The following is a 24,238-nucleotide window of genomic DNA, read 5'->3' on the forward strand; positions in this document are numbered from 1 at the left end:
TCCCCCTTGTCAGGCCTGAGCCCGAGAAATTGTTTCGTCGTTCGTTTCGGGCCAGCGCTCCGCCACCCACTGGTCGTCGTAAAGGGTGTCGAGATAGCGGTCGCCGAAATCGGGTGAGAGGGCCACCACCGTGCTCCCCTCCGGAATGTCTTTCGCCGCTTTCTGTACGGCGGCGAGCACCGTCCCGGTCGATCCGCCGAAGAGCAGGCCGCGGTCCCTGGCGAGGGAGCGGCAGACGGCGACGGCCTCCGGCTCGGGAACGAGGACGAGGTCGTCCACCAGCGCCGGGTCGAGGATCTCGGGCCTCCGGCTGGTGCCCAGACCCGGGATGTGGCGCGGGGCGGCCGGGGTGCCGAAGGTGACCGACCCCACGGTGTCGACGGCGACGATGCGGGTCCGCGGGCTGTGCGCGCGCAGATAGGCCGCGCACCCCATCAGCGTCCCCGTGGTGCCCGCGCCGACGAAGACGTAGTCCGGGTGGCCGATGTGCTCGACGATGGCCCGCCCGGTGCGGTCCCGGTGTGCAGCGGGGCCCGCGGGGTTGGCGTACTGGTTCAGCCAGTGCGTGTGCGGCTCGCGGCGCAGCCGCCGCCTGATGTAGTTGATCCGCGACTGCAGGAAGCCGCCGTTGGCGTCGGGGGCGTCGATGACGACGACCTCCGCGCCGAGCGCCCGCATCAGCTGGACCGACTGGCGGTTGGCATTCGGGTCCGTGACGCAGGTGAGCGCGTACCCCTTGGCCGCGCACACCATGGCCAGGGCGACGCCGAGGTTTCCGGACGTCGATTCGATCAGCCGGGTCCGCGGAAAGGTGCGCCGCGATTTCTCGGCCTGCTCCTCCGCGTCACGGACCAGGGCGACCGCGGTCTTGAGTTTGACCGAGCCCGCTGGATTGAGACCTTCCAGCTTGAGGTAGAGGATGCTGCCGGGAACTAATCGGTCGAGCCGGACGAAGACGTCGTCCAGCACCAGGTCATAGACTTCTTCTGCTATCACTGTGTACTCCCCCTGGCCGAGGGACCCCCGTCGCTGCTCGGCCGTCCTGGATCCTGGCACGAAATGACGGCTCGATCAATCCATATTCCAGTATGTGGAAAAGGTTGATTGGTAAATGACATTCGCCCCTGAAAGGGAATTCACAATTCCGGGGCAGCCGGGGCCAGGGAACGCGGCAGGGGCCGGACCCCGTCGGCTGACGGTGTCCGGCCCCTGCCGCGTACGGGCGTACTAGGCCGCCGGGGTGTCCTCCGGCGCGTGCTCCGGTGCCTGGGCCGGGCGCAGCTTCATCCAGACCAGGAAGAACAGGCCGAGCGCCAGCATGGCGAGGCCGGTCCAGAGGTTGATGTGGACGCCCTGGGCCTTCTTCAGGTCCGCGTCGGACGGGCTGATCCCGGCGATCGTCACGATGATCCCGTAGACCACGAAGAGGCCGCCGATGATCCGCCGGATGTCGAAGAGGCGGGCCGCCGTGGCGGACTTCTGCTCCAGGTCGGAGACTTCCTTGTGCAGGTCGGACATGGTGAGGTACTCCGATCAGAACGAGTAGGGGACGTAGCACAGGGCGGCGAGCACGATGGCTCCCCAGCCCAGGAGTGCGGGCCTGCGGTACCAGGCGCTGTCGCCTTCCTCGGGCACCTCGGGGGCGCCCGGGGACTCGGTTCCGTAGACGAGACCGGCGAGTTCGGCCTCGGGCTTGGGAGCGGTGAAGAGCGTGACCGCGATCATGACCACCGCACCGGCGACGAAACCGACGATCGCGGAGACGAAGTTGGCGCCCTGGTCGCTCGGGATGTCGATGACACCCTGCTTGTAGATGACGAAGTAGTTGACCATCGCGGCCGTGGTGCCCGCGAGCAGGCCCCAGACACCGGACTTCATCGAGGCGCGCTTCCAGAACATGCCGATGATGAACACGACGAAGAGCGGGACGTTGAAGAACGAGAAGAGCGTCTGGAGGTAGCTCATGATGTTCGAGAAGCTGGCGGCGATGAACGCGGTGCCGATGGAGGCCAGCACGCCGAGCGCCGTGATCAGCCGGCCGAAGCGCAGGTAGTACGCGTCCGGCTGGTCCTTCTTCACGTACCGCGCCCAGATGTCCGTGGTGAACACGGTGTTGAACGAGGAGACGTTGGCGGCCATGCCCGCCATGAACGCGGCCAGCAGACCGGTCACGGCGATGCCGAGCACACCGTTGGGCAGCAGCTCGCGCATCAGCAGCGGGATCGCGTCGTTGTACGTGGTGCCGGAGCCGGCGGTGCCGATGTTCGGCACGACCACGGCGGCGACCAGGCCCGGGATCATCACGACGAAGACGATGAAGATCTTCGGGAAGGCGGCGATCAGCGGGGTGCGCTGGGCGGCCGAGAGGTTCTTCGCGGACAGGGCGCGCTGCACCTCGGCGAAGTTCGTCGTCCAGTAGCCGAAGGAGAGCACGAAGCCGAGGCCGAGGACGATCGTCAGCCAGTTGGCGCCGAGCGGGTTGGCGTCACCGATGCCCGTGCCGCCCCAGGCCGACATGAAGTTGGAGCCGTGCTTCGACGTCAGTGAGTCGCTCAGCCCGTCCCAGCCGCCGACGCGCTTGAGACCCAGCAGGGTCAGCGGGATCAGCGCGGCGAGGATGACGAAGAACTGCAGCACCTCGTTGTAGATCGCGGAGGAGAGCCCGCCGATCGTGATGTAGACGAGGACGAAGAGGCCCGCGACGACGATCGCGACCCACTGCGGCCAGCCGAGGAGCGCCTCCACGACGATCGACAGGGCGTACAGGTTGACGCCCGCGATCAGGATCGCCGAGAAGGCGAAGAGTATGGAGCTCAGCAGGTGCGCGGACTTGTCGAAGCGCTGGAGCAGGAACTCCGGCACCGAGCGCACCTTCGAGCGGTAGTAGAACGGCATCATCACGAGGCCGAGGAAGACCATCGCGGGGATGGCGCCGATCCAGTACCAGTGCACCACCGCGACGCCGTACTGCGCGCCCGTCGCCGCCATGCCGAGGATCTCGGTGGCGCCGAGATTCGCCGCCACGAAGGCCAGACCGGTCACCCATGCAGGCAGTGACCGTCCGGAGAGGAAGAAGTCGAGGCTGGTCTTGACACTCGCCCGGGCGGCGAAGCCGATGCCGAGCACCACGACGAAGTAGATCGCCAGGATCGTGTAGTCGAGCCCGTTCGTGGGGAGCCGGAGCTCTGCTGCCAGATTTTGCATGTGGGGGTCTCGCTTCGTTGCGCGAACTGAACTCGAAGGAAACTACGCTCTTGTGTTCGGAAAGTGAACAGTTCCCAAGAGGTTCTTTGTTTGTTTGTGATCGTATTGCCTGAATCACAGCCTTCAAGCGGCCGTGATCCTCCTCGCACCGCCCGTATGCCCCCGCCGTCGACTCATTGACGCAACTGTTGACTTGTGGTTCATTGTGTTTGCTTATGTTGGGTGGGAGGAGTCTGGTGAAGAAGACGGTTACGACGCTCGCCGACGGCCGGGAGCTGATCTACTACGACAGCCGGGACGACCTCGTGCGCGAGGCCGTCGACACGCGCCCCCTCGACGCCGTCTCCACCTCGTCCGAGATCCGGCGCGACCCCCTGCTCGGCGACAGCGTGGCCATCGCCTCGCACCGCCAGGGCCGGACCTACCACCCGCCCGCCGACGAGTGCCCGCTGTGCCCCTCGCGCGAGGGCCGGCAGAGCGAGATCCCGGAGCCCGACTACGACGTCGCCGTCTTCGAGAACCGCTTCCCCTCGCTCGCCGGCGACTCCGGCCGCTGCGAGGTCGTCTGCTTCACCTCCGACCACGACGCCTCGTTCGCCGACCTCACCGAGGAGCAGGCGGGGCTCGTCCTGGAGGCGTGGACCGACCGCACCGCGGCCCTGGCCCGGCTGCCCCAGGTCAAGCAGGTGTTCTGCTTCGAGAACCGGGGCGCCGAGATCGGCGTCACGCTCGGCCACCCGCACGGCCAGATCTACGGCTACCCCTTCGTCACCCCGCGCACCGAGCTGATGCTCCGCTCGATGGCCGCCCACCACGCGAAGACCGGACGCAACCTCTTCGACGACGTGGTCGCCCGCGAGGAGGAGGACGGCTCCCGGATCGTGCTCGCCGCCGAGCACTGGATCGCCTTCGTCCCCTACGCGGCCCACTGGCCGTACGAGGTCCACCTCCACCCGCGCCGCCGCGTCGCCGACCTGCGGGAGCTGGACAAGGAGGCGCGCACGGAGTTCCCACAGGTCTATCTGGAACTGTTGAGGCGATTCGACCGGATCTTCGGACCCGGAGAGCCGCCGACCCCGTACATCTCCGCCTGGCACCAGGCGCCGTTCGGGATTCCCGGGCGTGAGGACTTCGGGCTCCACCTGGAACTTTTCACCATCCGACGGACCTCCGGCAAGCTGAAGTTCCTCGCGGGTTCCGAATCCGGCATGAGCGTGTTCATCAATGACGTGCCGCCGGAGACCGCGGCCCAGCGACTGCGAGAGGTAGCGAGCGAGTGAGCGAGAGCCCGAAGAAGTACCTGGTCACCGGCGGCGCCGGTTACGTAGGCAGTGTCGTCGCCCAGCACCTCCTTGAGGCCGGGCACACCGTCACCGTCCTGGACGACCTCTCCACCGGCTTCCGCGAGGGCGTCCCGGCCGGGGCCGGCTTCATCGAGGGCCGGGTCCAGGACGCCGCCAAGTGGCTCGACGCCTCCTACGACGGGGTGCTCCACTTCGCCGCGTACTCCCAGGTCGGCGAGTCCGTCGCCGACCCCGAGAAGTACTGGCTCAACAACGTCGGCGGCTCCACCGCCCTGCTCGCCGCGATGCGCGACGCCGGGGTCCGCACCCTGGTCTTCTCCTCCACCGCGGCCACCTACGGCGAGCCGGTCTCCAGCCCCATCACGGAGGCCGACCCCACCGCCCCGACCAGCCCGTACGGCGCGACCAAGCTCGCCGTCGACCACATGATCACCGGGGAGGCCGCGGCCCACGGCCTGGCCGCCGTCTCGCTGCGCTACTTCAACGTGGCCGGGGCCTACGGCGACTGCGGCGAGCGCCACAGCCCCGAGTCCCACCTCATCCCGCTGGTGCTCCAGGTCGCCCTGGGACAGCGTGAGTCGATCTCCGTCTACGGCGACGACTACCCGACCCCGGACGGCACCTGCGTCCGCGACTACATCCACGTCGCGGACCTGGCCGAGGCGCACCTCCTCGCCCTCGAAGCGGCGACCCCCGGCGAGCACCTGATCTGCAACCTCGGCAACGGCAACGGCTTCTCGGTCCGCGAGGTCATCGAGACGGTCCGCGAGGTCACCGGCCACCCCGTCCCCGAGACCGCGGCCCCGCGCCGCGCCGGCGACCCGGCCGTCCTCGTCGCCTCCGCCGCCACCGCCAAGGACCGGCTCGGCTGGCAGCCGTCCCGCGCCGACCTGGCCGGAATCGTCTCCGACGCCTGGACGTTCGCCCGCCGAGAGGAGCCCACCGCACCATGACCGAGGACCACGCAGAGCTCACCGCGTCCTTCACCGCGCTGTACGGAAGCGAGCCCGAGGGGATCTGGGCAGCCCCCGGCCGGGTCAACCTGATCGGCGAGTACACCGACTTCAACGGCGGCTTCGTCATGCCGCTCGCCCTCCCGCACACCGCCCGCGCCGCGGTCTCCCGCCGCACCGACGGCGAACTGCGGCTGCACTCCACCGATGTGCCCGGCGGCGTCGTCCGGCTCCGCGTGGACGGACTGACCCCGCACGAGGGCCACGGCTGGGCCGCCTACCCGGCCGGCGTCGTCTGGGCGCTGCGCGAGGCGGGCCACGAGGTCACCGGCGCCGACATCCAGCTGACCTCCACCGTCCCCACGGGCGCCGGGCTCTCCTCGTCCGCCGCCCTCGAAGTGGTCACCGCCCTCGCCCTCAACGACCTCTTCGGCCTCGGGCTCGACGCGGCGGAGCTCGCGGTCCTCGCCCAGCGCGCGGAGAACGCCTTCGTCGGCGTCCCCTGCGGGGTCATGGACCAGATGGCGTCCGCCTGCTGCACCGAGGGCCACGCCCTGCACCTGGACACCCGGGACCTCGGCCGCCGCCAGGTCCCCTTCGACCTGGCCGCGCACGGGCTGCAACTCCTGGTGGTCGACACCCGGGTCAAGCACGCGCTCGGCGACGGGGCGTACGCGGAGCGCCGGACCGGCTGCGAGGAGGGCGCCCGCCTGCTCGGCATACCCACCCTGCGCGACCTGCCGTACGAGGAGCTGGGCGCCGCCCTGGACCGGCTCGCGGAGTCCGGCGCGGACGAGTCCGTCGTCCGGTACGTGCGCCATGTGGTCGGCGACAACCAGCGCGTCGAGCAGGTCATCGCCCTGCTCGACGCGGGCGACGTGCGCGCGGCCGGCCCGGTCCTCACGGCGGGGCACGTCTCGCTCCGCGACGACCTGCGGGTCTCCTGCGTGGAGCTGGACCTCGTGGTCGAGGCGGCCAACGCGGCCGGGGCGCTCGGGGCGCGGATGACCGGGGGCGGCTTCGGCGGCTCGGCGATCGTGCTGGTCGAGGAGGCCCGCGCGGACGCGGTCACCAAGTCCGTCCTGGAGGCGTTCACCGCGGCCGGCTACGGCACCCCGGGCGTCTTCCCGGCGGTGCCGTCGGCGGGGGCGCGCCGGCTGGTCTGACGGGGGCGGGCCCCCTTGGGCGTCAGCCGAGCTCCTTGGTGAGGGTGAACTCGGTGACCCCCGGCGGGAAGTCCTCGACCTGGCCGCGCACCTCGTACCCCTGCTTCCGGTAGAAGCCGGGGGCCTGGAAGTCCCAGGTCTCCACCCGGGAGCGGACGCAGCCCCGGTCCGCCCGCGCCACCCGTTCCGCCTCGGCGAGCAGCCGCGCGCCGAGGCCGGAACCCCGGTGCGCGGTGTCGACCCACAGCAGTTCCAGATGGAGCCAGCTCGCCCAGGTCCGGGCCGCGAGACCGCCCGCGAGCCGCCCCTCCGCGTCCAGCGCCCAGACGTGCAGCGGCTGCTCCTGCGCGTCCGGCCTGCCGCGCAGGGCCCTCATGTGCGGGGAGCGCGCGGTGTTGTCGTCCCGCAGCGCCCGGTGCAGCTGGGCACGCCGTTCCTTGTCCACTTCTGTCTCAAGATGGAACATGCGCCCCACCCTAGGGGGTGTCTTTCCGATCAGGGCCGGGTCCGAGGCGCCTGGCACGGCACCTCGCCGCGTTGCCGAACCGCCCGAATCGCTCCGCGATGCGGACGCCCCGGCGCCTTGCGATGCGCCGCACCAGACGCCTCGGCCTGTCCGACCCTGATCGAAAAGACACCCCCAGGGCGCACCCCCGGACAAGTTCCGCCAATTACCTTCTCCCCGGAGCCCCCGCCCGTACGCTGAGCGCGGCGGGGGGCCTGCTTCGGGTGCCTCCGTCACACACAGCATGGGGGTGCCTGTGGCCCGTATCCGGGTTCTCGTGGTGGACGACCACCGGATCTTCGCCGAATCGCTGGCCGCCGCGCTCGCGGCCGAGCCGGACGTCGAGGTGGCCGCGGCCGGCAGCGGCCCGGCGGCGCTGCGCTGTCTGGAGCGCGCGGCGGCCGAGGGCCGGGGATACGACGTGCTGCTGGCCGACGCGGAGCTGGGCGCCCTCCCGGTGCCCGCCCAGCGCGCCGCTCCCGGGCAGGCCGGGCCGGTCGACGGGATCGCCCTGGTCGGCGCGGTCCGCGTGGCGCGTCCCTCGGTGCGTACGGTGGTGCTCGCCGAGAAGGACGACCCGGCCCGGGCCGCGCTCGCCCTCCGGGCCGGGGCCTGCGGCTGGGTCGCCAAGGACAGCTCGCTGCAACGGCTGCTCGCGGTGATCCGGGGTGTGCTGCGCGACGAGACGCATCTGCCCGCCGCGCTGCTGACGGGGGTGCTGCGGGAGCTGCTGGCCGACCGCAAGCACCGCACCGAGAGCGAGAAGCTGGTCGAGTCGCTGACCCCGCGCGAGCGCGAGGTGCTGCGGTGCATGGTGGCGGGCCTGGGCCGCAAGGCGGTCGCGGAGCGGCTGTACCTCTCCCCGCACACCGTGCGGACGCACATGCAGAATGTGCTCGGGAAACTGGGCGTCCACTCGACGCTGGCCGCCGTGGCGCTGGCCAGACGCGCGGGCGTCGGCCCCGTCGATCTGGCCGAGGAGCCGGAGCTACCCGGGGATGTTGTCGAACGGGGCGGTCAACTGGCGTAGCAGACCGGCCAGTTCGCCGCGCTGCTGGCGGGAGAGCTCGCCGAGGATGGCGCGCTCCTGGGCGAGGAGGCCCGCCAGGGACTGGTCCGCCTTGTCGCGGCCCTCGGCAGTGAGCCGGACCAGGACGCCGCGCCGGTCGCTGGGGTCGGGCAGCCGCTCGACCAGGTTCTTCTTGGTGAGCCGGTCGATGCGGTTGGTCATCGTGCCCGAGGTGACCAGGGTCTGGGTGAGCAGCTGGCCGGGGGAGAGCTGGTACGGGGCGCCGGCCCGGCGCAGCGACGTGAGGACGTCGAACTCCCACGGTTCGAGCTGGTGCTCGGCGAAGGCGATGCGGCGGGCCCGGTCGAGGTGCCGGGCCAGGCGGGAGACGCGGCTGAGGACCTCGAGCGGTTCCACGTCGAGGTCGGGGCGCTCGCGGCGCCATGCAGCGACCAGACGGTCGACCTCGTCCTCCATGTGGATCAGTGTAGATGGTCTGTCGACATGAAGTCTCTTGAATTCAAGTGTCTTGACATCAAGATACTTGCGGGGCGATCCTGGACCCCATGACCGCACCCCTCTGGGACCCGCAGCAGTACCTGCGCCACGCGGACCATCGCACCCGCCCCTTCCACGACCTCCTGGCCCGCGTCCCCGACCCGCCCGGCATGCCCGCACCCCGCATCGCCGACCTCGGCTGCGGCGCCGGCAACGTCACCGCCCTGCTCGCCGGGCGCTGGCCGCACGCCCGCATCACCGGCTACGACAACTCCCCGCAGATGCTGGAACGGGCCCGCGCCCACACCACGGACCTGCTGGACTTCGCCGAGGCCGACGCGGCCACCTGGACGCCCTCGGAGCCGTACGGCCTGATCGTCTCCAACGCCCTGCTCCAATGGGTCCCCGGCCACGCCGCCCGCCTGCCGCTCTGGCGGGACGCCCTGCTCCCCGGCGGCACCCTCGCCCTCCAGGTCCCCGGCAACTTCGACCAGCCCTCGCACGTCCTGATGCGCGAACTCGCGGACTCCCCGCGCTGGCGCCCCCGCCTCGGCGGCCTGCTGCGCCACGCGGACGCCGTGCTGAGCCCCGCCGGATACCTGGACGCGCTGACCGGCCCCGGCACCACGGCCGACGTCTGGGAGACCACGTACCTCCACCTGCTCCCGGGCGACGACGCCGTCCTGGACTGGGTCAAGGGCACCGGGCTGCGCCCCGTCCTCACCGCCCTCGCCGACGACGAGGAGGCCCGGGACGCCTTCCTCGCCGACTACCGCGACCGGCTGCGCACGGCCTATCCGAAGGGCCCGCACGGCACGGTCTTCCCCTTCCGCCGCATCTTCGCCGTCGCCCACCGGGGGAACCGATGATCGCCTCGCTCGACCACGTCCAGCTCGCCGCCCCGGAAGGCAGCGAGGAGGCCCTGCGCGCGTACTACACGGACGTCCTCGGCATGACCGAGATCCCGAAGCCGCCGGTGCTCGCGGCCCGGGGCGGCTGCTGGTTCGCCGCCGGTCCGGTCCAGCTGCACCTGGGCATCGAGGCGGACTTCCGCCCGGCCCGCAAGGCCCACCCGGGCCTGCGCGTCACGGACATCGAGGCGTACGCGGCCCTGCTGGCCGAGCGCGGCGCCCAGGTGGTCTGGGACGACAACCTGCCCGGCCACCGCCGCTTCTACAGCCACGACCCGGTGGGCAACCGGCTGGAGTTCCTGGAGCCGGTCACGGGCTGAGAAACGGCAGCGCCCCGCCCCCGCGCGGGCGGGAACGGGGCGCCATGGTCCGGCGGTCGGACGGGCCTAGTACAGGCCGTTGTAGATGTCCCAGCCGTAGCCGATCTTCACGCGCTTGGCGATCGTGCCGGTGCCGGTGGACGAGTAGCGGTACACGTCACCCTTGCCGTCGACGCCCACGAGGTCGGCCTTGCCGTCGCCGTCGAGGTCGCCGGGGGCGGCGAACTGCTTGTAGATGTTGTAGCCGGTGCCGATCTTGGAACGGGCCGAGAGCGGCTTGGCGGCGTCGCCGGTGCCCTTGTACAGGTACAGCGTGCCGTCCGTCGCGCGGGCCACGACGTCCGCGATCCCGTCGCCGCTGAGGTCACCGGCGCCGACGATCTTGTTGTACGTGTTGAAGCCGTAGCCGACCTTGACCTTGGCCGCGAACTTCGTACCGAGCCCGTTGCCCTTGTACAGGTACAGGTCGCCCTTGGTGTCGCGGGCCAGCACGTCGCCCTTGCCGTCACCGCTGAGGTCGCCGGGACCGGTCAGGCTGTTGTAGACCTGCCAGCCGGATCCGATCTCCTCGGCGCCGACCCAGAGGGTGCCGTTGTAGACCTGGAGCAGGTCGCCCCAGCCGTCGTTGTCCAGCGAGGAGGCCAGCGACAGGCTCACCTGGTTCCAGCCGGTGTCCGAGCTGTCCAGCTGACGCGGGAAGAAGTTCTGGTTGTTCCGGCTCTGGTACCAGTACAGGCTGCCGCCCGTGGTACGCGCCTCCAGCTCGTGCTTGCCGAAGTCCGGGTTGCCGCCCGCGCCGGCGAAGAGCGCCGCCGCGTTCCAGCCCGTGCCGCCGTCGACGCGCGCCTTGAAGGTGCCGTCGCCGTTGGCGAGGTACGTGTAGAGCGCGCCGCCCGGCTTGCGGGCCACGATGTCGCCCAGGCCGTCGCCGTCGAGGTCGTCGAAGCTGATCAGCTGGTTGTAGATGTCCCAGCCGTAGCCGACCTTGACGCGCGCCTTGAAGGGCTTGGCCGCGTCGCCGGTGCCGGCGTAGAAGTACACGTCACCCGCCGGCGTACGGGCGATGATGTCGCCCAGCCCGTCGCCGTTGACATCGTTGGCGCCCACGATCTGGTCGTAGACGTTCCAGCCGTAGCCCACCTTGACACCGGCCTTGAAGGGCTCGCTGTCCACGTTGCCGGTGGAGATGTAGACGTAGATGTCGCCGGAGGGCGTCCGCGCGAGCAGGTCGCCGCGGCCGTCGCCGTCCAGGTCGCCGGGGGCGGAGACCTTGTTGTACTTCTGCCAGCCGTTGCCCGACCAGGTGACATAGCCGGTGCCGTCCGTGCCCCAGCTCTGGTAGAGCGAGAGCGTGCCCGACGCCGACAGCGTCAGGACCTCGGCCATGCCGCCGCCGTCGAGGTCGCCCGGCGTGATGATGTCCTTGGGCGTCTCGAACTGGTCGTCGCTGTTGATCACGTACGGGTGCGAGTCCGAAGTGGCCGTCACGGCGTACGTGTTGCCGTCCAGGCCCCGGTACAGCATGTCGCCGGCGCCGTCGCCGTCCAGGTCGCCGCGCGGCTCGGCCGGGACGACGGAGGACGGGGACTGCTTGCCCGCCGCGTTCGACGCGCCGGACTTCTTCTTCGCCGCGCGCTTCGGCAGGCTGAGCGTCGGCCGGCCGCCGGGCGCGGGGGCGTGCTGCGCGGTGGCGCCGCTCGGGGCGGGCGCCGAGTCATCGGCCGAGGCCGGGGCCGCCAGCAGCATGCCGGCGGAGAGAACGAGTGCGGTGCAGGCCGCGAGCCGGCTCGCGCGCTTGGAGCGCACGACGGAACGGCCGGGTTCCACAGAAGTCAAAGCCCCCCCAGGGGTGAAGTGGTGGAACCGGGAGAAACGCCTTCACGGGCACGGTACGTGCAGGGTGAAGCATTCCCGGGATGTGCCCAGACTCTACAGCGCCCCGCCCCCGCGCGGGCGGGAACGGGGCGCCATGGTCCGGCGGTCGGACGGGCCTAGTAGAGGCCGTTGTAGATGTCCCAGCCGTAGCCGATCTTCACGCGCTTCTCGATCTTGCCGGTGCCGGTGGACGAGTAGCGGTACACGTCGCCCTTGCCGTCGACGCCGACCAGGTCGGCCTTGCCGTCGCCGTCCAGGTCGCCCGGGGCCACGAACTGCTTGTACGTGTTGTAGCCGTAGCCGAGCTTGACGCGGGCCTTGAGCGGCTTGGTGGCGCTGCCCGTGCCCTTGTACAGGTACAGGTTGCCCTTGGTGTCGCGGGCCACGACGTCCGCGATGCCGTCGCCGCTGAGGTCACCGGCGCCGACGATCTTGTTGTACGTGTTGAAGCCGTAGCCGACCTTGATCCTGGACGCGAGCTTGGTGCCGAGCCCGTTGCCCTTGAACAGGTACAGGTCGCCGGACTTGGTGCGGCCGAGCAGGTCGCCCTTGCCGTCGGCGTTCAGGTCGCCGGGGCCGACGAGGGCGGTGTAGCCGCTCCAGCCGCCGCCGAGCGACGCGCCACCGTTGTACAGCGTGCCGTCGTACGTCTCCAGCAGCTCGGCGTAACCGTTGTTGTCGAGCGACGACGGGAAGTTGATGCTCGCCCCGGCCCAGCCGCCGCTGTCGCTCGCCTGGATGCGGGCGCTGAGCTTCCCGTTGTTCTTCGCGTAGTACCAGTAGAGCGTGCCGCCCTTGGTGCGGGCCATCAGCTCGTTCTTGCCGAAGTCGGGGTTGCCGCCCTGGCCCGCGAAGAGGGACGCGGCGTTCCAGCCGGTGCCACCCTCCGTCCGCTTGAGGAAGGTGCCGTAGCCGGTGGACTCGTAGAAGTACAGCGTGCCGCCGGGCGTACGGGCCATCAGGTCGCCGAGGCCGTCGCCGGTGTAGTCGTCCGTGGCGATGATCTGGTTGTACGTGTCGTACCCGTAGCCGGCCTTGACGCGGGCCTTGTACGGCGACGCGGCCTTCCCGGTGCCCGCGTAGTAGTACAGGTCACCGGCCGGCGTACGGGTGTAGAGGTCGCCGATCCCGTCGCCGTTGACGTCGCTCGCGCCGACGATCTGGTCGTACGAGCCCCAGCCGTAGCCCACCTTGACGCCGGCCTTGAAGGGCGCCCCGCTGACGTTGCCGGTGGCCGCGTACAGGTAGATGTCGCCGGACGGCGTACGGGCGAGCAGGTCGCCGCGGCCGTCGCCGGTCAGGTCACCGGCGGCCACGACCTTGTTGTACTTCTGCCAGCCGGTCCCGGACCAGTCCGCGTAGCCGGCGGTGCTGGTCCCGAGGACCTGGTGGATCGAGAGCTTGCCGCCCGAGGACAGGGTGAGCAGCTCGGGCGTTCCGTCGCCGTTCAGGTCGCCGGGCGTGATGACGTCCTTGAGTCGCTCCTCGTAGTCACCGGTGTTCACGGTGAACTCGTACGAGTCCGCCCCGTTCGCCGGAATGAGGTAGTAGTGCCCATCGATACCGCGGTACAGCGTGTCGCTGTAGCCGTCGCCGTCCACGTCGAAACGCGGCAGGGCGGGGACGACCGCGGCGGCCTTCGCGCCCTCGGCCTGCGACGCCCGCGTCTTCTTCTTCGCGGTGGGCGCGGGCAGCGTCAGCGTGGGCTGCGCGTCGAGGGCGGGGACGCGGGGCTGGGTGGCGCGGTGCGGCGCGGGCGCCGCGTCATCGGCCGAGGCCGGAGCGGCCAGCAGCATGCCGGCCGAGAGAACGAGTGCGGTGCAGGCGGCGAGCCGCCGCGCACGCTTCGAGCGTGCGGGCATGGCACGGCCGGGTTCCACAGAAGTCAAAGCCCCCCCCAGGGGTACGTGGTGGAACCGGGAGAACGGCCTTCACAAGTGCGTCACACGCAGGGTGAGGCATTCCCGGGATGTTCACAGACTCTACAACTGTGACTGCCGGGACTGAAGTGGTTTACCGATGAAACAACATCGCTTCGGTCGTCAGTTCTTGCGGTGCCCTATCAGCCGCGGCTTCGACTCCAGGTTTTCCAGGCCGTGCCAGGCCAGGTTCACCAGATGGGCCGCGACCTCCGCCTTCTTCGGCTTGCGCGCGTTCACCCACCACTGGCCGGTCAGCGCCACCATGCCCACCAGCGCCTGCGCGTACAGCGGGGCCAGCTTCGGATCGAAGCCCCGGGCCTTGAACTCCAGGCCGAGGATGTCCTCGACCTGGGTCGCGATGTCACTGATCAGGGAGGCGAAGGTGCCCGTCGACTGGGCGACCGGCGAATCCCGGACCAGGATGCGGAAGCCGTCGGTGTACGTCTCGATGTAGTCCAGGAGCGCGAACGCCGCCTGCTCCAGGAGCTCCCGGGGGTGCCCCGCGGTCAGGGCGCTGGTCACCATGTCCAGGAGCTGGCGCATCTCCCGGTCCACCACGACCGCGTACAGCCCCTCCTTGCCGCCGAAGTGTTCGTAGACGACCGGCTTCGACACCCCCGCGCGGGCCGCGATCTCCTCGACCGACGTGCCCTCGAAGCCCTTGTCGGCGAACAGGGTGCGACCGATGTCCAGCAGCTGCTCGCGGCGTTCCTTCCCCGTCATCCGCACCCGGCGGGCCCGCCGGGACGAGGGTGCACGGGTGTTCTCGCTGCCTGCGCTGGAGTCGGTCGCCACATCGTCCATCATGCCGCGTCGGCCGCCGCGCGGTTGCGCCGGGACTCGATACGGGCCTCGTCCGGCCAGCGCACGTCGTACGCCCAGCCGGCCTGCTCGAACCAGCGGATGAGGCGCGCGCTCGAATCGATCTGACCGCGCATCACACCGTGCCGCGCGCTCGTCGGGTCCGCGTGGTGCAGGTTGTGCCAGGACTCGCCGCAGGACAGCACCGCCAGCCACCACACGTTGCCGGACTTGTCACGGGACTTGAAGGGGCGCTTGCCCACCGCGTGGCAGATCGAGTTGATCGACCACGTCACGTGGTGCAGCAGCGCCACCCGTACCAGCGAGCCCCAGAAGAACGCCGTCGCCGCACCCCACCACGACATCGTCACCAGCCCGCCGACCAGCGGGGGGATCGCCAGCGAGATGATCGTGAAGGTCATGAAGTGCCGCGAGATCCGGCGGATCGCCGGGTCCTTGACCAGGTCCGGCGCGTACTTCTGCTGCGGGGTCTGCTCCTCGTCGAACATCCATGCGATGTGGGCCCACCACAGGCCCTTCATCAGCGCCGGCAGCGTCTCGCCGAACCGCCACGGCGAGTGCGGGTCGCCCTCCGCGTCCGAGAACCGGTGGTGCTTGCGGTGATCGGCCACCCAGCGCACCAGCGGACCCTCGACGGCCAGCGAACCGGCCACCGCCAGGGCGATGCGGAGCGGCCGCTTCGCCTTGAACGAACCGTGCGTGAAGTACCGGTGGAAGCCGATCGTGATGCCGTGGCAGCCGATGTAGTACATCGCCACCATCAGACCCAGATCGAGCCAGCTCACACCGCGGCCCCAGGCCAGCGGCACTGCCGCCACCAGGGCCACGAACGGCACGACGATGAACAGCAGCAGCGCGATCTGCTCGATCGACCGCTTGTTGTCCCCGCCGAGCGTGGCGGGAGGAAGAGCCTGATCACCGGCCGCCGGGTCGGCGGCCTCGATCACATCGGGGCTGGTCTTCATGGGGAGTCCCCTGGGGGTGAGAACGGGACGGACAGCCGGGTTACGCACCCGTAACCTACGGCCTCGTAAGTATGGCAGCGCGAAGGCCCGCCCACGAGAGGGCGAAACACCGCGCACAGACGCGCGAATACCGGGTAGACACACACCGCGTACCCCGGCCGGTCCCCCCGACAACACGGACGGCCGTCCGGGGCGCGAACAGCACCGAAAGCACGGACACCTATCCTGGAGAGGTCGGACAGCGCGGTCCGCACCCTGCTTTCCGGGGTGGCGTCGGCATCCGCCGACCGCGGTCCCGGGTCCCGTGCACCACCACTGCAAGGAGCCGCACACTGTGAGCAGTGCCGACCAGACCCCCGCCGCCAGCCCCGAGCTGCGCGCCGACATCCGCCGCCTCGGCGACCTCCTGGGCGAAACCCTGGTACGCCAGGAGGGTCAGGAACTCCTCGACCTCGTCGAGCGCGTCCGCGCCCTGACCCGCACCGACGGCGAGGCCGCGGCCGAGCTCCTCGGCGACACCGGCCTGGAGACCGCCGCCAAGCTCGTCCGCGCCTTCTCCACCTACTTCCACCTGGCCAACGTGACCGAGCAGGTCCACCGCGCCCACGAGATGCGCGACCGCCGGTCCGCCGAGGGCGGCCTGCTCGCCCGCACCGCCGACCGGCTCAAGGACGCCGACCCCGAGCACCTGCGCGCCACCGTCAAGAACCTCAACGTGCGCCCCGTCTTCACCGCGCACCCCACCGAGGCCGCCCGGCGCTCCGTCCTCAACAAGCTCCGCCGCATCGCCGCCCTCCTGGAGACCCCGGTCATCGAGGCCGACCGCCGCCGCCAGGACCTCCGGCTCGCCGAGAACATCGACCTGATCTGGCAGACCGACGAGCTCCGCGTCGTCCGCCCCGAGCCCACCGACGAGGCCCGGAACGCGATCTACTACCTGGACGAGCTGCACGCCAACGCCGTCGGCGACGTCCTGGAGGACCTGGCCGCCGAACTGGAGCGCGTCGGCGTCGAACTCCCCGCCGGCACCCGCCCCCTCACCTTCGGCACCTGGATCGGCGGCGACCGCGACGGCAACCCCAACGTGACCCCCGCGGTCACCTGGGACGTCCTCATCCTCCAGCACGAGCACGGCATCACCGACGCCCTCGAACTGGTCGACCAGCTGCGCGGACTGCTCTCCAACTCCATCCGCTACACCGGCGCCACCGACGAACTCCTCGCCTCCCTCCAGGCCGACCTGGAACTCCTCCCCGAGATCAGCCCCCGCTACAAGCGGCTGAACGCCGAGGAGCCCTACCGGCTCAAGGCCACCTGCATCCGCCAGAAGCTCGTCAACACCCGCGAGCGCCTCGCCTCCGGCCGCCCCCACCGCCCCGGCTGCGACTACCTCGGCACCGCCGAGCTCATCAGCGACCTGGCCCTCATCCAGGACTCGCTGCGCCGCCACAAGGCCGGCATCGTCGCCGACGGCCGCATGGACCGCACCATCCGCACGCTCTCCGCGTTCGGCCTCCAGCTCGCCACCATGGACGTCCGCGAACACGCCGACGCCCACCACCACGCCCTCGGCCAGCTCTTCGACCGGCTCGGCGAGGAATCCTGGCGCTACGCCGACATGCCCCGCGACTACCGGCAGAAGCTCCTCGCCAAGGAACTGCGCTCCCGCCGCCCCCTCGCGCCGACCCCGGCCCCGCTCGACGCCGCCGGCGAGAAGACCCTCGGCGTCTTCCACACCATCAAGGAAGCCTTCCAGCGCTTCGGCCCCGAGGTCATCGAGTCCTACATCATCTCGATGTGCCAGGGCGCCGACGACGTCTTCGCCGCCGCCGTCCTCGCCCGCGAGGCCGGCCTCCTCGACCTCCACGCCGGCTGGGCCGAGATCGGCATCGTCCCGCTCCTGGAGACCACCGACGAGCTCCGCGCCGCCGACGTCATCCTCGACGAGATGCTCGCCGACCCCTCCTACCGGCGCCTCGTCTCCCTGCGCGGCGACGTCCAGGAGGTCATGCTCGGCTACTCCGACTCCTCCAAGTTCGGCGGCATCACCACCTCCCAGTGGGAGATCCACCGCGCCCAGCGCCGCCTGCGCGACGTCGCCCACCGCTACGGCGTACGCCTGCGCCTCTTCCACGGCCGCGGCGGCACCGTCGGCCGCGGCGGCGGCCCCTCGCACGACGCGATCCTCGCCCAGCCCTGGGGCACCCTGGAGGGCGAGATCAAGGTCACCGAGCAGGGCGAGGTCATCTCCGACAAGTACCTCATCCCGGCGCTCGCCCGGGAGAACCTGGAACTGACCGTCGCGGCCACCCTCCAGGCGTCCGCCCTGCACACCGCGCCCCGCCAGTCCGACGAGGCCCTGGCCCGCTGGGACGCGGCCATGGACACCGTCTCGGACGCCGCCCACGCCGCGTACCGCAAGCTGGTCGAGGACCCCGACCTGCCCTCGTACTTCCTGGCCTCCACCCCGGTGGACCAGCTCGGCAACCTGCACCTGGGCTCGCGGCCCTCCCGCCGCCCCGGCTCAGGCGTCTCGCTCGACGGACTGCGCGCCATCCCGTGGGTCTTCGGCTGGACCCAGTCCCGCCAGATCATCCCGGGCTGGTTCGGCGTCGGCTCCGGCCTCAAGGCCCTGCGCGAGGCCGGCCTCGACACGGTCCTGGACGAGATGCACGAGCAGTGGCACTTCTTCCGCAACTTCCTCTCCAACGTCGAGATGACCCTCGCCAAGACCGACCTGCGCATCGCCCGGCACTACGTCGACACCCTCGTCCCCGACGAGCTCAAGCACGTCTTCGACGTCATCGAGGCCGAGCACGCCCTCACCGTGCAGGAAGTCCTGCGCATCACCGGCGGCGAGAAGCTGCTCGACACCAACCCGGTGCTCCAGCAGACCTTCCACATCCGCGACGCCTACCTGGACCCGATCTCCTACCTCCAGGTCTCGCTGCTCGCCCGCCAGCGCCAGGCCGCCGAAGCCGGCGAGGAGGAGGACCCGCTCCTCGCCCGCGCCCTGCTGCTGACCGTCAACGGTGTCGCCGCGGGCCTCCGCAACACCGGCTGACCAGGCACCGCACGACGACGGGGCGCGGGGATCACCTCCCCGCGCCCCGTCGCACGTCCGGCGGCCGCTTCACAGCGCGATCTCACCACGCGATCTCACAGCGCGATGAACGCCGCCACCAGCAGCACCCCGCCCGCGATCCCGGTACCCCAGGCCGTCCGCGTCAGCCGCAGGCCCCCGCCGATCACCAGGGCCGCCAGCACCAGCGCCCCGCCCAGCGGCACCCACGCGTGCAGGAACCCCGGCGTCCCCGTCCGCACCACCTGGTCCGTCCCCGGCTTCACCACCACCGGGAAACGGTCCCCCTTGCGCGCCGCCACCGAGCTGTCCACCGACACCCGCGACCGCGCCGCCGCCCCGTCCGCCGGCGCGAACGACCCCGTACACACGTCGTCGCCGCACCCCGTCACCGTCATCGTCCCGTGCTCCCGGCCCTTGGCCAGCACGATGTGGTGAGCCGCGTCCCAGGACGTCAGCACACCCGCCACCAGCAGCACCACGACGACGAGGCCGAGCGCCGCACTGCGGCCGTACAACAGGGCACGGTGGGAGGGGTTCCGCTTCATGGGCCCAGATCCTTGGCCAGAGCCGCACGACCGGTCAAGCCGGACCCGTATCCCTCAGGTGTTGTACGCGGACTGCGCCCGCTCCAGACCCTCCGCCAGCAGGCACTCCACCGCGTCCGCCGCCCGGTCCACCTCGAACGCCAACTCCTTGCGCTCCGTGGACGAGAAGTCCTTCAGCACGAAGTCCGCGACCTGCATCCGCCCCGGCGGCCGCCCGATCCCGAACCGCACCCGGTGATAGTCCGGCCCCATCGCCTTCGTCATCGACTTCAGCCCGTTGTGCCCGTTGTCCCCGCCGCCCAGCTTCAGCCGCAGCGTCCCGTAGTCGATGTCCAGCTCGTCGTGGACCGCCACCACATGGTCCAGTGGCACCTTGTAGAAGTCCCGCAGCGCCGTCACCGGGCCGCCGGACAGATTCATGTACGACATCGGCTTCGCGACCACCACCCGGCGGCTCAGCGGTCCGGGGGGACCGATCCGGCCCTCCAGCACCTGCGCCTGCGCCTTCGGGGCGCGCTTGAACTTCCCGCCGATCCGCTCGGCGAGCAGGTCGGCGACCATGAAGCCGACGTTGTGCCGGTTCGCCGCGTACTCGGGGCCGGGATTGCCCAGCCCCACGATCAGCCAGGGGTCGGTGGCGTCGGACATCGCGCGAAGTCTCCTCGTACAGGGGAAGCGGACAGAAAACGGGGCGGCGGCTCCCCTCGTGAAGGGAGACCACCGCCCCGTCAGTCAAGCAGGCGGGCAGAGGCTCAGGCCTCCGCGCCCTCCTCCTCGGCACCCTCGGCGGCCGGCTCCTCGGCCTGCGCGGCGACGACCTGGAGCACGATGGCGTCCTCGTCACCGGCGAGCACGGAGCCCTTGGGCAGCGGGATGTCCTTGGCGAGGATCGACGCACCGGCGTCCAGACCCTGCACGGAGACCGTGACCGACTCGGGGATGTGGGTGGCCTCGGCCTCGACGAGGAGGGTGTTCTGCACGTACTCCAGCAGGTTGCCGCCCGGGGCCAGGTCGCCCTCGACGTGCACCGCGACCTCGACGTTGACCTTCTCGCCGCGCTTCACGGTCAGCAGGTCGACGTGCTCGATGTCGCCCTTGAGCGGGTTGCGCTGGACGGCCTTCGGGATGACCAGGGCGTCCTTGCCGTCGAGCTCCAGGCCGATGAGGACGTTGGCGGTACGGAGCGCGAGCTGGAGCTCGTGGGCCGGAAGCGTGATGTGGACGGACTCGGCGCCGTGGCCGTAGACGACCGCGGGGACCTGGTTGGCGCGACGCGCGCGACGGGCGGCGCCCTTGCCGAACTCGTTACGGACCTGGGCGGCGAGCTTGATCTCGGCCATGGCGGCACTCCTCGTGAGGTGACGGAAAAACGAACGGTCACCCGGCCGACAACTGGCCTGCTACGAAGAGCGCGCCGATAACGGAGCCCCGTACATGAGTACGGCCTCCCTCGCCGAGCAACTCGCTGAGTCTACCCGGCGGGGAGGCCGCACCCCAAAGTGGATCAACAGCGGCGCATTCGCCGCCCCGGTCCAGTCGCTTCTACTGCTCCTCGAAGAGGCTCGTGACCGAGCCGTCCTCGAAGACCTCGCGCACCGCGCGGGCGATCGTCGGGGCGATCGACAGCACCTTGATCTTGTCGAGCTCCAGCTCACCCGGCGTCGGCAGGGTGTCCGTGAACACGAACTCGCTGACCTTCGAGTTCTTCAGGCGGTCCGCCGCGGGGCCCGAGAGCACACCGTGCGTCGCCGTCACTATGACGTCCTCGGCGCCGTGCGCGAACAGGGCGTCGGCGGCGGCGCAGATCGTGCCGCCGGTGTCGATCATGTCGTCGACCAGGACACAGACCCGGCCCTTCACATTGCCGACGACCTCGTGGACGGTCACCTGGTTGGCGACGTCCTTGTCGCGGCGCTTGTGCACGATCGCCAGCGGGGCGTCGAGGCGGTCGCACCAGCGGTCGGCGACGCGCACGCGGCCGGCGTCCGGCGAGACGATCGTCAGCTTGGAACGGTCCACCTTGGCGCCCACGTAGTCCGCCAGGATCGGCAGCGCGAACAGGTGGTCGACCGGGCCGTCGAAGAAGCCCTGGATCTGGTCCGTGTGCAGGTCGACGGTGAGGATGCGGTCCGCACCCGCCGTCTTCATCAGGTCCGCGACCAGACGGGCCGAGATCGGCTCACGGCCACGGTGCTTCTTGTCCTGGCGGGCGTAGCCGTAGAACGGCACGATCACCGTGATCGAACGGGCCGACGCGCGCTTCAGCGCGTCCAGCATGATGAGCTGCTCCATGATCCACTTGTTGATCGGAGCCGTGTGGCTCTGGATCAGGAAGCAGTCCGCGCCACGCGCCGACTCCTGGAAGCGGACGTAGATCTCACCGTTGGCGAAATCGAAGGCCTTCGTCGGCACGAGACCGACACCCAGCTGGTGTGCGACCTCCTCGGCCAGCTCGGGGTGGGCGCGGCCGGAGAAGAGCATCAGTTTCTTCTCGCCGGTCGTCTTGATCCCGGTCACAGCACAGTCTCCTCGGACGTGTTCCTGGCGCCGCACGCAGATGTCCCGATGTGCAACGAGCCAGCCGAAATGGGGTGAGCATCTATCACGGTACGCGGTGCGCGACGCACCTGTTTCCGGTCAGCTTTCGCCGGCCGGCTCCTCCGCGGCCGCCTGAGCCGCCTGCGCGGCGGCGCTTCCGGGACGCTTGCGCGCGACCCAACCCTCGATATTCCTTTGCTGGCCACGGGCCACGGCCAGCGAACCGGACGGTACGTCCTTCGTGATGACCGAGCCGGCGGCGGTGTAAACCCCGTCCCCGACCGTGACGGGAGCCACAAACATATTGTCCGACCCGGTACGGCAGTGCGACCCGATCGTCGTGTGGTGCTTGGCCACCCCGTCGTAGTTCACGAACACGCTCGCGGCGCCGATGTTGGTGTGGTCGCCGATGGTGGCGTCGCCCACGTACGACAGGTGCGGGACCTTGGTCCCCTCGCCGATCGTCGCGTTCTTCATCTCGACGTACGTCCCCGCCTTGGCCTTCGGGCCCAGCTTGGTGCCCGGCCGCAGGTAGGCGTACGGGCCCACGAGCGCGCCCGGGCCCACCTCGGCGCCGTCCGCCACCGTGTTGTCCACCCGCGCGCCCGCGTGCACGACGGTGTCCGTCAGCCGCGAGTTCGGGCCGACCTCGGCGTCCTCCGCGAGGTGCGTGGCGCCCAGCAACTGGGTCCCCGGGTGCACGATCGCGTCCCGCTCGAAGGTCACCGTGACGTCGATCAGCGTCGAGCCGGGGTCGACCACGGTCACACCGGCCGTCATGGCGCGCTCAAGCAGCCGCTGGTTCAGCAGCCGGCGGGCCTCCGCGAGCTGGACGCGGTTGTTGATGCCCAGGATCTCGCGGTGGTCGCCCGCGACACAGGCACCGACCCGGTGCCCGGCCTCGCGCAGGATCGACAGCACGTCGGTGAGGTACTCCTCGCCCTGGCTGTTGTCCGTCCGCACCTGGCCGAGCGCCTCGGCGAGAAGCTTGCCGTCGAACGCGAACACCCCGGAGTTGATCTCCCGGATCGCCCGCTGCTCGTCGCTCGCGTCCTTGTGCTCCACGATCTCGGTGACCGCGCCGCTCGCCGCGTCGCGCACGATCCGCCCGTAGCCGGTGGAGTCGGGGACCTCGGCGCTGAGCACGGTGACGGCGTTGCCGTCGGTGGTGTGCGTGGCGGCGAGCGCGGCCAGCGTCTCGCCGGCCAGCAGCGGGGTGTCCCCGCACACGACGACGACGGTGCCCTCGACGACCCCGCCCAGCTCGTCGAGCGCGACCCGCACCGCGTTCCCGGTGCCCTTCTGCTCGGCCTGGTAGGCGGTACGCACCTGCGCGTCGGCGCCGGTGAGGTGAGCGGTGACCTGCTCGTGCGCGTGGCCCACGACCACGACGAGGTGCTGGGGGTCCAGCTCGCGGGAGGCGGCGACGACATGACCGACGAGCGAGCGCCCGGAGATCTCGTGCAGAACCTTGGGGGTCTTCGACTTCATGCGGGTGCCCTCACCCGCTGCGAGGACGACGACGGCTGCCGGGCGTACGGAGCTCACGAATAGGCCCTTCGGCTTCGGGTGGTGGACATCCGCAGGATACCGGGGGGCGCCGGACCGGACATGGGCGCGGGCCCCGACCGAGGTGGTCGGGGCCCGTATGCGTGGGCTCCGCCGGCTGGATTCGAACCAGCGTCTCAAGGCTCCAAAGGCCTGCGGGATGCCGCTACCCCACGGCGGATCACAGATCAGACCCTACCTGAGGCGAAGTTGAGCCTGGTCCGCGATTGCGCTCCACCAGCCCTCAATTCGACGATACAACTCGGCGCCCTGGGAAACACGAAGTACGAGGCATCCCCGGTACGCATCCCCGGTGTTCTTTCGAACGGTCTTGGGATTGTGCTTCTTCAGGGTCGTCTTCTGGAGGTCCGACACATCGATGCCCACCAGGTCGGCCCAGTAGCGTTCGGCACCTTCGACGTCCGCGCTCTCGTGGATCATGACTCGGTAGCACAGCCGGTCGGGAGTGACGCCCAACATCCGCAGCCACGCCCGGTAGGCCTGGATCACGTTCGGATCGCTGTTGATGAACATGACGTTCTCGCGCCGGTCGTAGGGCTTGTCCTTGGAGCCCTCCGCCCAGTACAGCGCGACTCCCAGGAGCAGGAGTTCCCGGTCCGTCAAGGTGTCGATCTCGCTCTTCGCCTCGGCCTTCGTTCGCTGTCGCTCCGCGTCCCGCACGGCCAGCTCGTGGTCCCACCGCATCCGGCCGGCGAGCCGAGCCTGCTCAATAGCTGAGCGGCTTCGCACTGGCTTCGGCAGATCCCGCACCCACAACGAGATCGAACTCTTCGAGCACCCCAGCTCCAGTTGGATCTGGTCGTACGTCTTCCCCTCCAACCGCAGCTCCCGCGCCCTCGCCCGCAGGTCGTCCTTCGCGCGTGGGCGCTTCGTCCACTCCGGCGGGGGCTCGCCCTGCAGCAGGCGGTTGAGGATGTCGTTGTTGTCGACGTGCAGCCGGTCCCGGATCTGGCGGCGGCTCAACCCCTCCCGCCGTAACGCCACCACCCGTTCGCGCAGGCCCTCGAAATCCGCGTACTTGCTCGTGATTTCCGTCATGCGCCAAGC

At 70.3% G+C, this 24,238-nt stretch carries 22 protein-coding genes and 1 tRNA gene; 7 read left to right on the forward strand and 16 right to left on the reverse strand.

Features of this window, described 5'->3' with window-relative positions:
- Positions 1 to 9: 9 nt before the first annotated feature.
- The 3 genes from sbnA to ACIQZN_RS29185 form a co-directional block, all read right to left on the reverse strand.
- On the reverse strand, positions 10 to 996 hold the full coding sequence (gene sbnA, locus ACIQZN_RS29175) for a 2,3-diaminopropionate biosynthesis protein SbnA (protein WP_404000030.1): 987 nt from the start codon (positions 994 to 996) through the stop codon (positions 10 to 12).
- Between the two features lie 231 nt (positions 997 to 1,227).
- Positions 1,228 to 1,518, reverse strand: a complete 291-nt coding sequence (locus ACIQZN_RS29180; protein WP_404000033.1) for a hypothetical protein — start codon at positions 1,516 to 1,518, stop codon at positions 1,228 to 1,230.
- A 15-nt stretch (positions 1,519 to 1,533) separates the two neighbouring features.
- Positions 1,534 to 3,204 (reverse strand): sodium:solute symporter family protein, encoded by a 1,671-nt coding sequence (locus ACIQZN_RS29185; protein WP_404000036.1) that lies wholly within the window; start codon positions 3,202 to 3,204, stop codon positions 1,534 to 1,536.
- Positions 3,205 to 3,440: 236 nt separating this feature from the next.
- On the opposite strand from ACIQZN_RS29185, the gene galT reads away from it, so the two are divergent.
- Genes galT through galK form a run of 3 tightly spaced genes read left to right on the forward strand, consistent with a single transcriptional unit; the run spans position 3,441 to position 6,627 of the window.
- Positions 3,441 to 4,484, forward strand: coding sequence for a galactose-1-phosphate uridylyltransferase (gene galT, locus ACIQZN_RS29190; protein WP_404000039.1), 1,044 nt, complete (start codon positions 3,441 to 3,443; stop codon positions 4,482 to 4,484).
- Positions 4,481 to 5,461 carry a UDP-glucose 4-epimerase GalE gene (gene galE / locus ACIQZN_RS29195; protein ID WP_404000041.1) on the forward strand — a complete coding sequence of 327 codons (981 nt, stop codon included), beginning with the start codon at positions 4,481 to 4,483 and terminating at the stop codon, positions 5,459 to 5,461. Before galT ends, galE begins: the two co-directional genes overlap by 4 nt.
- Positions 5,458 to 6,627, forward strand: a complete 1,170-nt coding sequence (gene galK, locus ACIQZN_RS29200) for a galactokinase (RefSeq protein WP_404000044.1) — start codon at positions 5,458 to 5,460, stop codon at positions 6,625 to 6,627. Before galE ends, galK begins: the two co-directional genes overlap by 4 nt.
- A gap of 22 nt (positions 6,628 to 6,649) precedes the next feature.
- On the opposite strand, the gene ACIQZN_RS29205 is transcribed toward galK, so the two are convergent.
- On the reverse strand, positions 6,650 to 7,093 hold the full coding sequence (locus tag ACIQZN_RS29205; RefSeq protein WP_404000047.1) for a GNAT family N-acetyltransferase: 444 nt from the start codon (positions 7,091 to 7,093) through the stop codon (positions 6,650 to 6,652).
- 283 nt (positions 7,094 to 7,376) lie between these two features.
- Here ACIQZN_RS29205 and ACIQZN_RS29210 point away from each other — a divergent pair, with 283 nt between their 5' ends.
- Positions 7,377 to 8,162 carry a LuxR C-terminal-related transcriptional regulator gene (locus ACIQZN_RS29210; protein ID WP_404000050.1) on the forward strand — a complete coding sequence of 262 codons (786 nt, stop codon included), beginning with the start codon at positions 7,377 to 7,379 and terminating at the stop codon, positions 8,160 to 8,162.
- On the opposite strand, the gene ACIQZN_RS29215 is transcribed toward ACIQZN_RS29210, so the two are convergent.
- On the reverse strand, positions 8,121 to 8,618 hold the full coding sequence (locus ACIQZN_RS29215; RefSeq protein WP_328900557.1) for a MarR family transcriptional regulator: 498 nt from the start codon (positions 8,616 to 8,618) through the stop codon (positions 8,121 to 8,123). The two genes, ACIQZN_RS29210 and ACIQZN_RS29215, sit on opposite strands and share 42 nt — an antisense overlap.
- A gap of 89 nt (positions 8,619 to 8,707) precedes the next feature.
- Here ACIQZN_RS29215 and ACIQZN_RS29220 point away from each other — a divergent pair, with 89 nt between their 5' ends.
- The gene (locus ACIQZN_RS29220) at positions 8,708 to 9,508 is read left to right on the forward strand and encodes a trans-aconitate 2-methyltransferase (RefSeq protein ID WP_404000053.1); all 801 of its coding nucleotides are present in this window, start codon (positions 8,708 to 8,710) and stop codon (positions 9,506 to 9,508) included.
- The gene (locus ACIQZN_RS29225; protein WP_404000056.1) at positions 9,505 to 9,870 is read left to right on the forward strand and encodes a VOC family protein; all 366 of its coding nucleotides are present in this window, start codon (positions 9,505 to 9,507) and stop codon (positions 9,868 to 9,870) included. Before ACIQZN_RS29220 ends, ACIQZN_RS29225 begins: the two co-directional genes overlap by 4 nt.
- Before the next feature lie 66 nt (positions 9,871 to 9,936).
- Here ACIQZN_RS29225 and ACIQZN_RS29230 read toward each other — a convergent pair whose 3' ends face one another.
- The 4 genes from ACIQZN_RS29230 to ACIQZN_RS29245 form a co-directional block, all read right to left on the reverse strand.
- Positions 9,937 to 11,697: an FG-GAP repeat domain-containing protein gene (locus ACIQZN_RS29230; protein WP_404000107.1), complete on the reverse strand. Its 1,761-nt coding sequence runs from the start codon at positions 11,695 to 11,697 to the stop codon at positions 9,937 to 9,939.
- Between the two features lie 164 nt (positions 11,698 to 11,861).
- Entirely contained in the window at positions 11,862 to 13,607 is a 1,746-nt protein-coding gene (locus ACIQZN_RS29235; protein WP_404000058.1) for an FG-GAP repeat domain-containing protein, read from the reverse strand.
- Positions 13,608 to 13,787: 180 nt separating this feature from the next.
- Positions 13,788 to 14,474, reverse strand: coding sequence for a TetR family transcriptional regulator (locus ACIQZN_RS29240; RefSeq protein ID WP_404000061.1), 687 nt, complete (start codon positions 14,472 to 14,474; stop codon positions 13,788 to 13,790).
- Entirely contained in the window at positions 14,471 to 15,454 is a 984-nt protein-coding gene (locus ACIQZN_RS29245) for an acyl-CoA desaturase (protein WP_404000064.1), read from the reverse strand. Before ACIQZN_RS29245 ends, ACIQZN_RS29240 begins: the two co-directional genes overlap by 4 nt.
- A gap of 334 nt (positions 15,455 to 15,788) precedes the next feature.
- Here ACIQZN_RS29245 and ppc point away from each other — a divergent pair, with 334 nt between their 5' ends.
- The gene (ppc, locus tag ACIQZN_RS29250) at positions 15,789 to 18,518 is read left to right on the forward strand and encodes a phosphoenolpyruvate carboxylase (RefSeq protein WP_404000067.1); all 2,730 of its coding nucleotides are present in this window, start codon (positions 15,789 to 15,791) and stop codon (positions 18,516 to 18,518) included.
- Between the two features lie 95 nt (positions 18,519 to 18,613).
- Here ppc and ACIQZN_RS29255 read toward each other — a convergent pair whose 3' ends face one another.
- The 7 genes from ACIQZN_RS29255 to ACIQZN_RS29285 form a co-directional block, all read right to left on the reverse strand.
- Positions 18,614 to 19,084, reverse strand: a complete 471-nt coding sequence (locus ACIQZN_RS29255; RefSeq protein ID WP_404000070.1) for a hypothetical protein — start codon at positions 19,082 to 19,084, stop codon at positions 18,614 to 18,616.
- Between the two features lie 54 nt (positions 19,085 to 19,138).
- Positions 19,139 to 19,732, reverse strand: coding sequence for an aminoacyl-tRNA hydrolase (pth, locus tag ACIQZN_RS29260; protein ID WP_328900550.1), 594 nt, complete (start codon positions 19,730 to 19,732; stop codon positions 19,139 to 19,141).
- Positions 19,733 to 19,836: 104 nt separating this feature from the next.
- On the reverse strand, positions 19,837 to 20,424 hold the full coding sequence (locus tag ACIQZN_RS29265; protein ID WP_404000073.1) for a 50S ribosomal protein L25/general stress protein Ctc: 588 nt from the start codon (positions 20,422 to 20,424) through the stop codon (positions 19,837 to 19,839).
- A gap of 202 nt (positions 20,425 to 20,626) precedes the next feature.
- Positions 20,627 to 21,601 (reverse strand): ribose-phosphate diphosphokinase, encoded by a 975-nt coding sequence (locus ACIQZN_RS29270; protein ID WP_018104112.1) that lies wholly within the window; start codon positions 21,599 to 21,601, stop codon positions 20,627 to 20,629.
- Between the two features lie 120 nt (positions 21,602 to 21,721).
- Positions 21,722 to 23,170, reverse strand: a complete 1,449-nt coding sequence (gene glmU / locus ACIQZN_RS29275; RefSeq protein WP_404000076.1) for a bifunctional UDP-N-acetylglucosamine diphosphorylase/glucosamine-1-phosphate N-acetyltransferase GlmU — start codon at positions 23,168 to 23,170, stop codon at positions 21,722 to 21,724.
- A gap of 109 nt (positions 23,171 to 23,279) precedes the next feature.
- Positions 23,280 to 23,351, reverse strand: a tRNA-Gln gene (locus ACIQZN_RS29280).
- Positions 23,352 to 23,365: 14 nt separating this feature from the next.
- Positions 23,366 to 24,229 (reverse strand): hypothetical protein, encoded by an 864-nt coding sequence (locus ACIQZN_RS29285; RefSeq protein ID WP_404000079.1) that lies wholly within the window; start codon positions 24,227 to 24,229, stop codon positions 23,366 to 23,368.
- Positions 24,230 to 24,238: the final 9 nt, after the last annotated feature.

This window comes from Streptomyces sp. NPDC097595 (genome assembly GCF_044761525.1).
Taxonomy (GTDB): Bacteria; Actinomycetota; Actinomycetes; order Streptomycetales; family Streptomycetaceae; genus Streptomyces; species Streptomyces drozdowiczii_A.

What these genes read in the sequence shown, in the direction of transcription:
- ACIQZN_RS29255 (WP_404000070.1), bottom strand. Translation starts at nt 19,084, where the DNA reads ATGAAGCGGAACCCCTCCCACCGTGCCCTGTTGTACGGCCGCAGTGCG.
- ACIQZN_RS29210 (WP_404000050.1), top strand. Translation starts at nt 7,377, where the DNA reads ATGGGGGTGCCTGTGGCCCGTATCCGGGTTCTCGTGGTGGACGACCAC.
- ACIQZN_RS29245 (WP_404000064.1), bottom strand. Translation starts at nt 15,454, where the DNA reads ATGAAGACCAGCCCCGATGTGATCGAGGCCGCCGACCCGGCGGCCGGT.
- ACIQZN_RS29215 (WP_328900557.1), bottom strand. Translation starts at nt 8,618, where the DNA reads ATGGAGGACGAGGTCGACCGTCTGGTCGCTGCATGGCGCCGCGAGCGC.
- ACIQZN_RS29265 (WP_404000073.1), bottom strand. Translation starts at nt 20,424, where the DNA reads ATGGCCGAGATCAAGCTCGCCGCCCAGGTCCGTAACGAGTTCGGCAAG.
- ACIQZN_RS29220 (WP_404000053.1), top strand. Translation starts at nt 8,708, where the DNA reads ATGACCGCACCCCTCTGGGACCCGCAGCAGTACCTGCGCCACGCGGAC.
- ACIQZN_RS29225 (WP_404000056.1), top strand. Translation starts at nt 9,505, where the DNA reads ATGATCGCCTCGCTCGACCACGTCCAGCTCGCCGCCCCGGAAGGCAGC.
- ACIQZN_RS29285 (WP_404000079.1), bottom strand. Translation starts at nt 24,229, where the DNA reads ATGACGGAAATCACGAGCAAGTACGCGGATTTCGAGGGCCTGCGCGAA.
- ACIQZN_RS29180 (WP_404000033.1), bottom strand. Translation starts at nt 1,518, where the DNA reads ATGTCCGACCTGCACAAGGAAGTCTCCGACCTGGAGCAGAAGTCCGCC.
- ACIQZN_RS29235 (WP_404000058.1), bottom strand. Translation starts at nt 13,607, where the DNA reads ATGCCCGCACGCTCGAAGCGTGCGCGGCGGCTCGCCGCCTGCACCGCA.
- ACIQZN_RS29205 (WP_404000047.1), bottom strand. Translation starts at nt 7,093, where the DNA reads ATGTTCCATCTTGAGACAGAAGTGGACAAGGAACGGCGTGCCCAGCTG.
- ACIQZN_RS29240 (WP_404000061.1), bottom strand. Translation starts at nt 14,474, where the DNA reads ATGATGGACGATGTGGCGACCGACTCCAGCGCAGGCAGCGAGAACACC.
- galK (WP_404000044.1), top strand. Translation starts at nt 5,458, where the DNA reads ATGACCGAGGACCACGCAGAGCTCACCGCGTCCTTCACCGCGCTGTAC.
- pth (WP_328900550.1), bottom strand. Translation starts at nt 19,732, where the DNA reads ATGTCCGACGCCACCGACCCCTGGCTGATCGTGGGGCTGGGCAATCCC.
- ACIQZN_RS29185 (WP_404000036.1), bottom strand. Translation starts at nt 3,204, where the DNA reads ATGCAAAATCTGGCAGCAGAGCTCCGGCTCCCCACGAACGGGCTCGAC.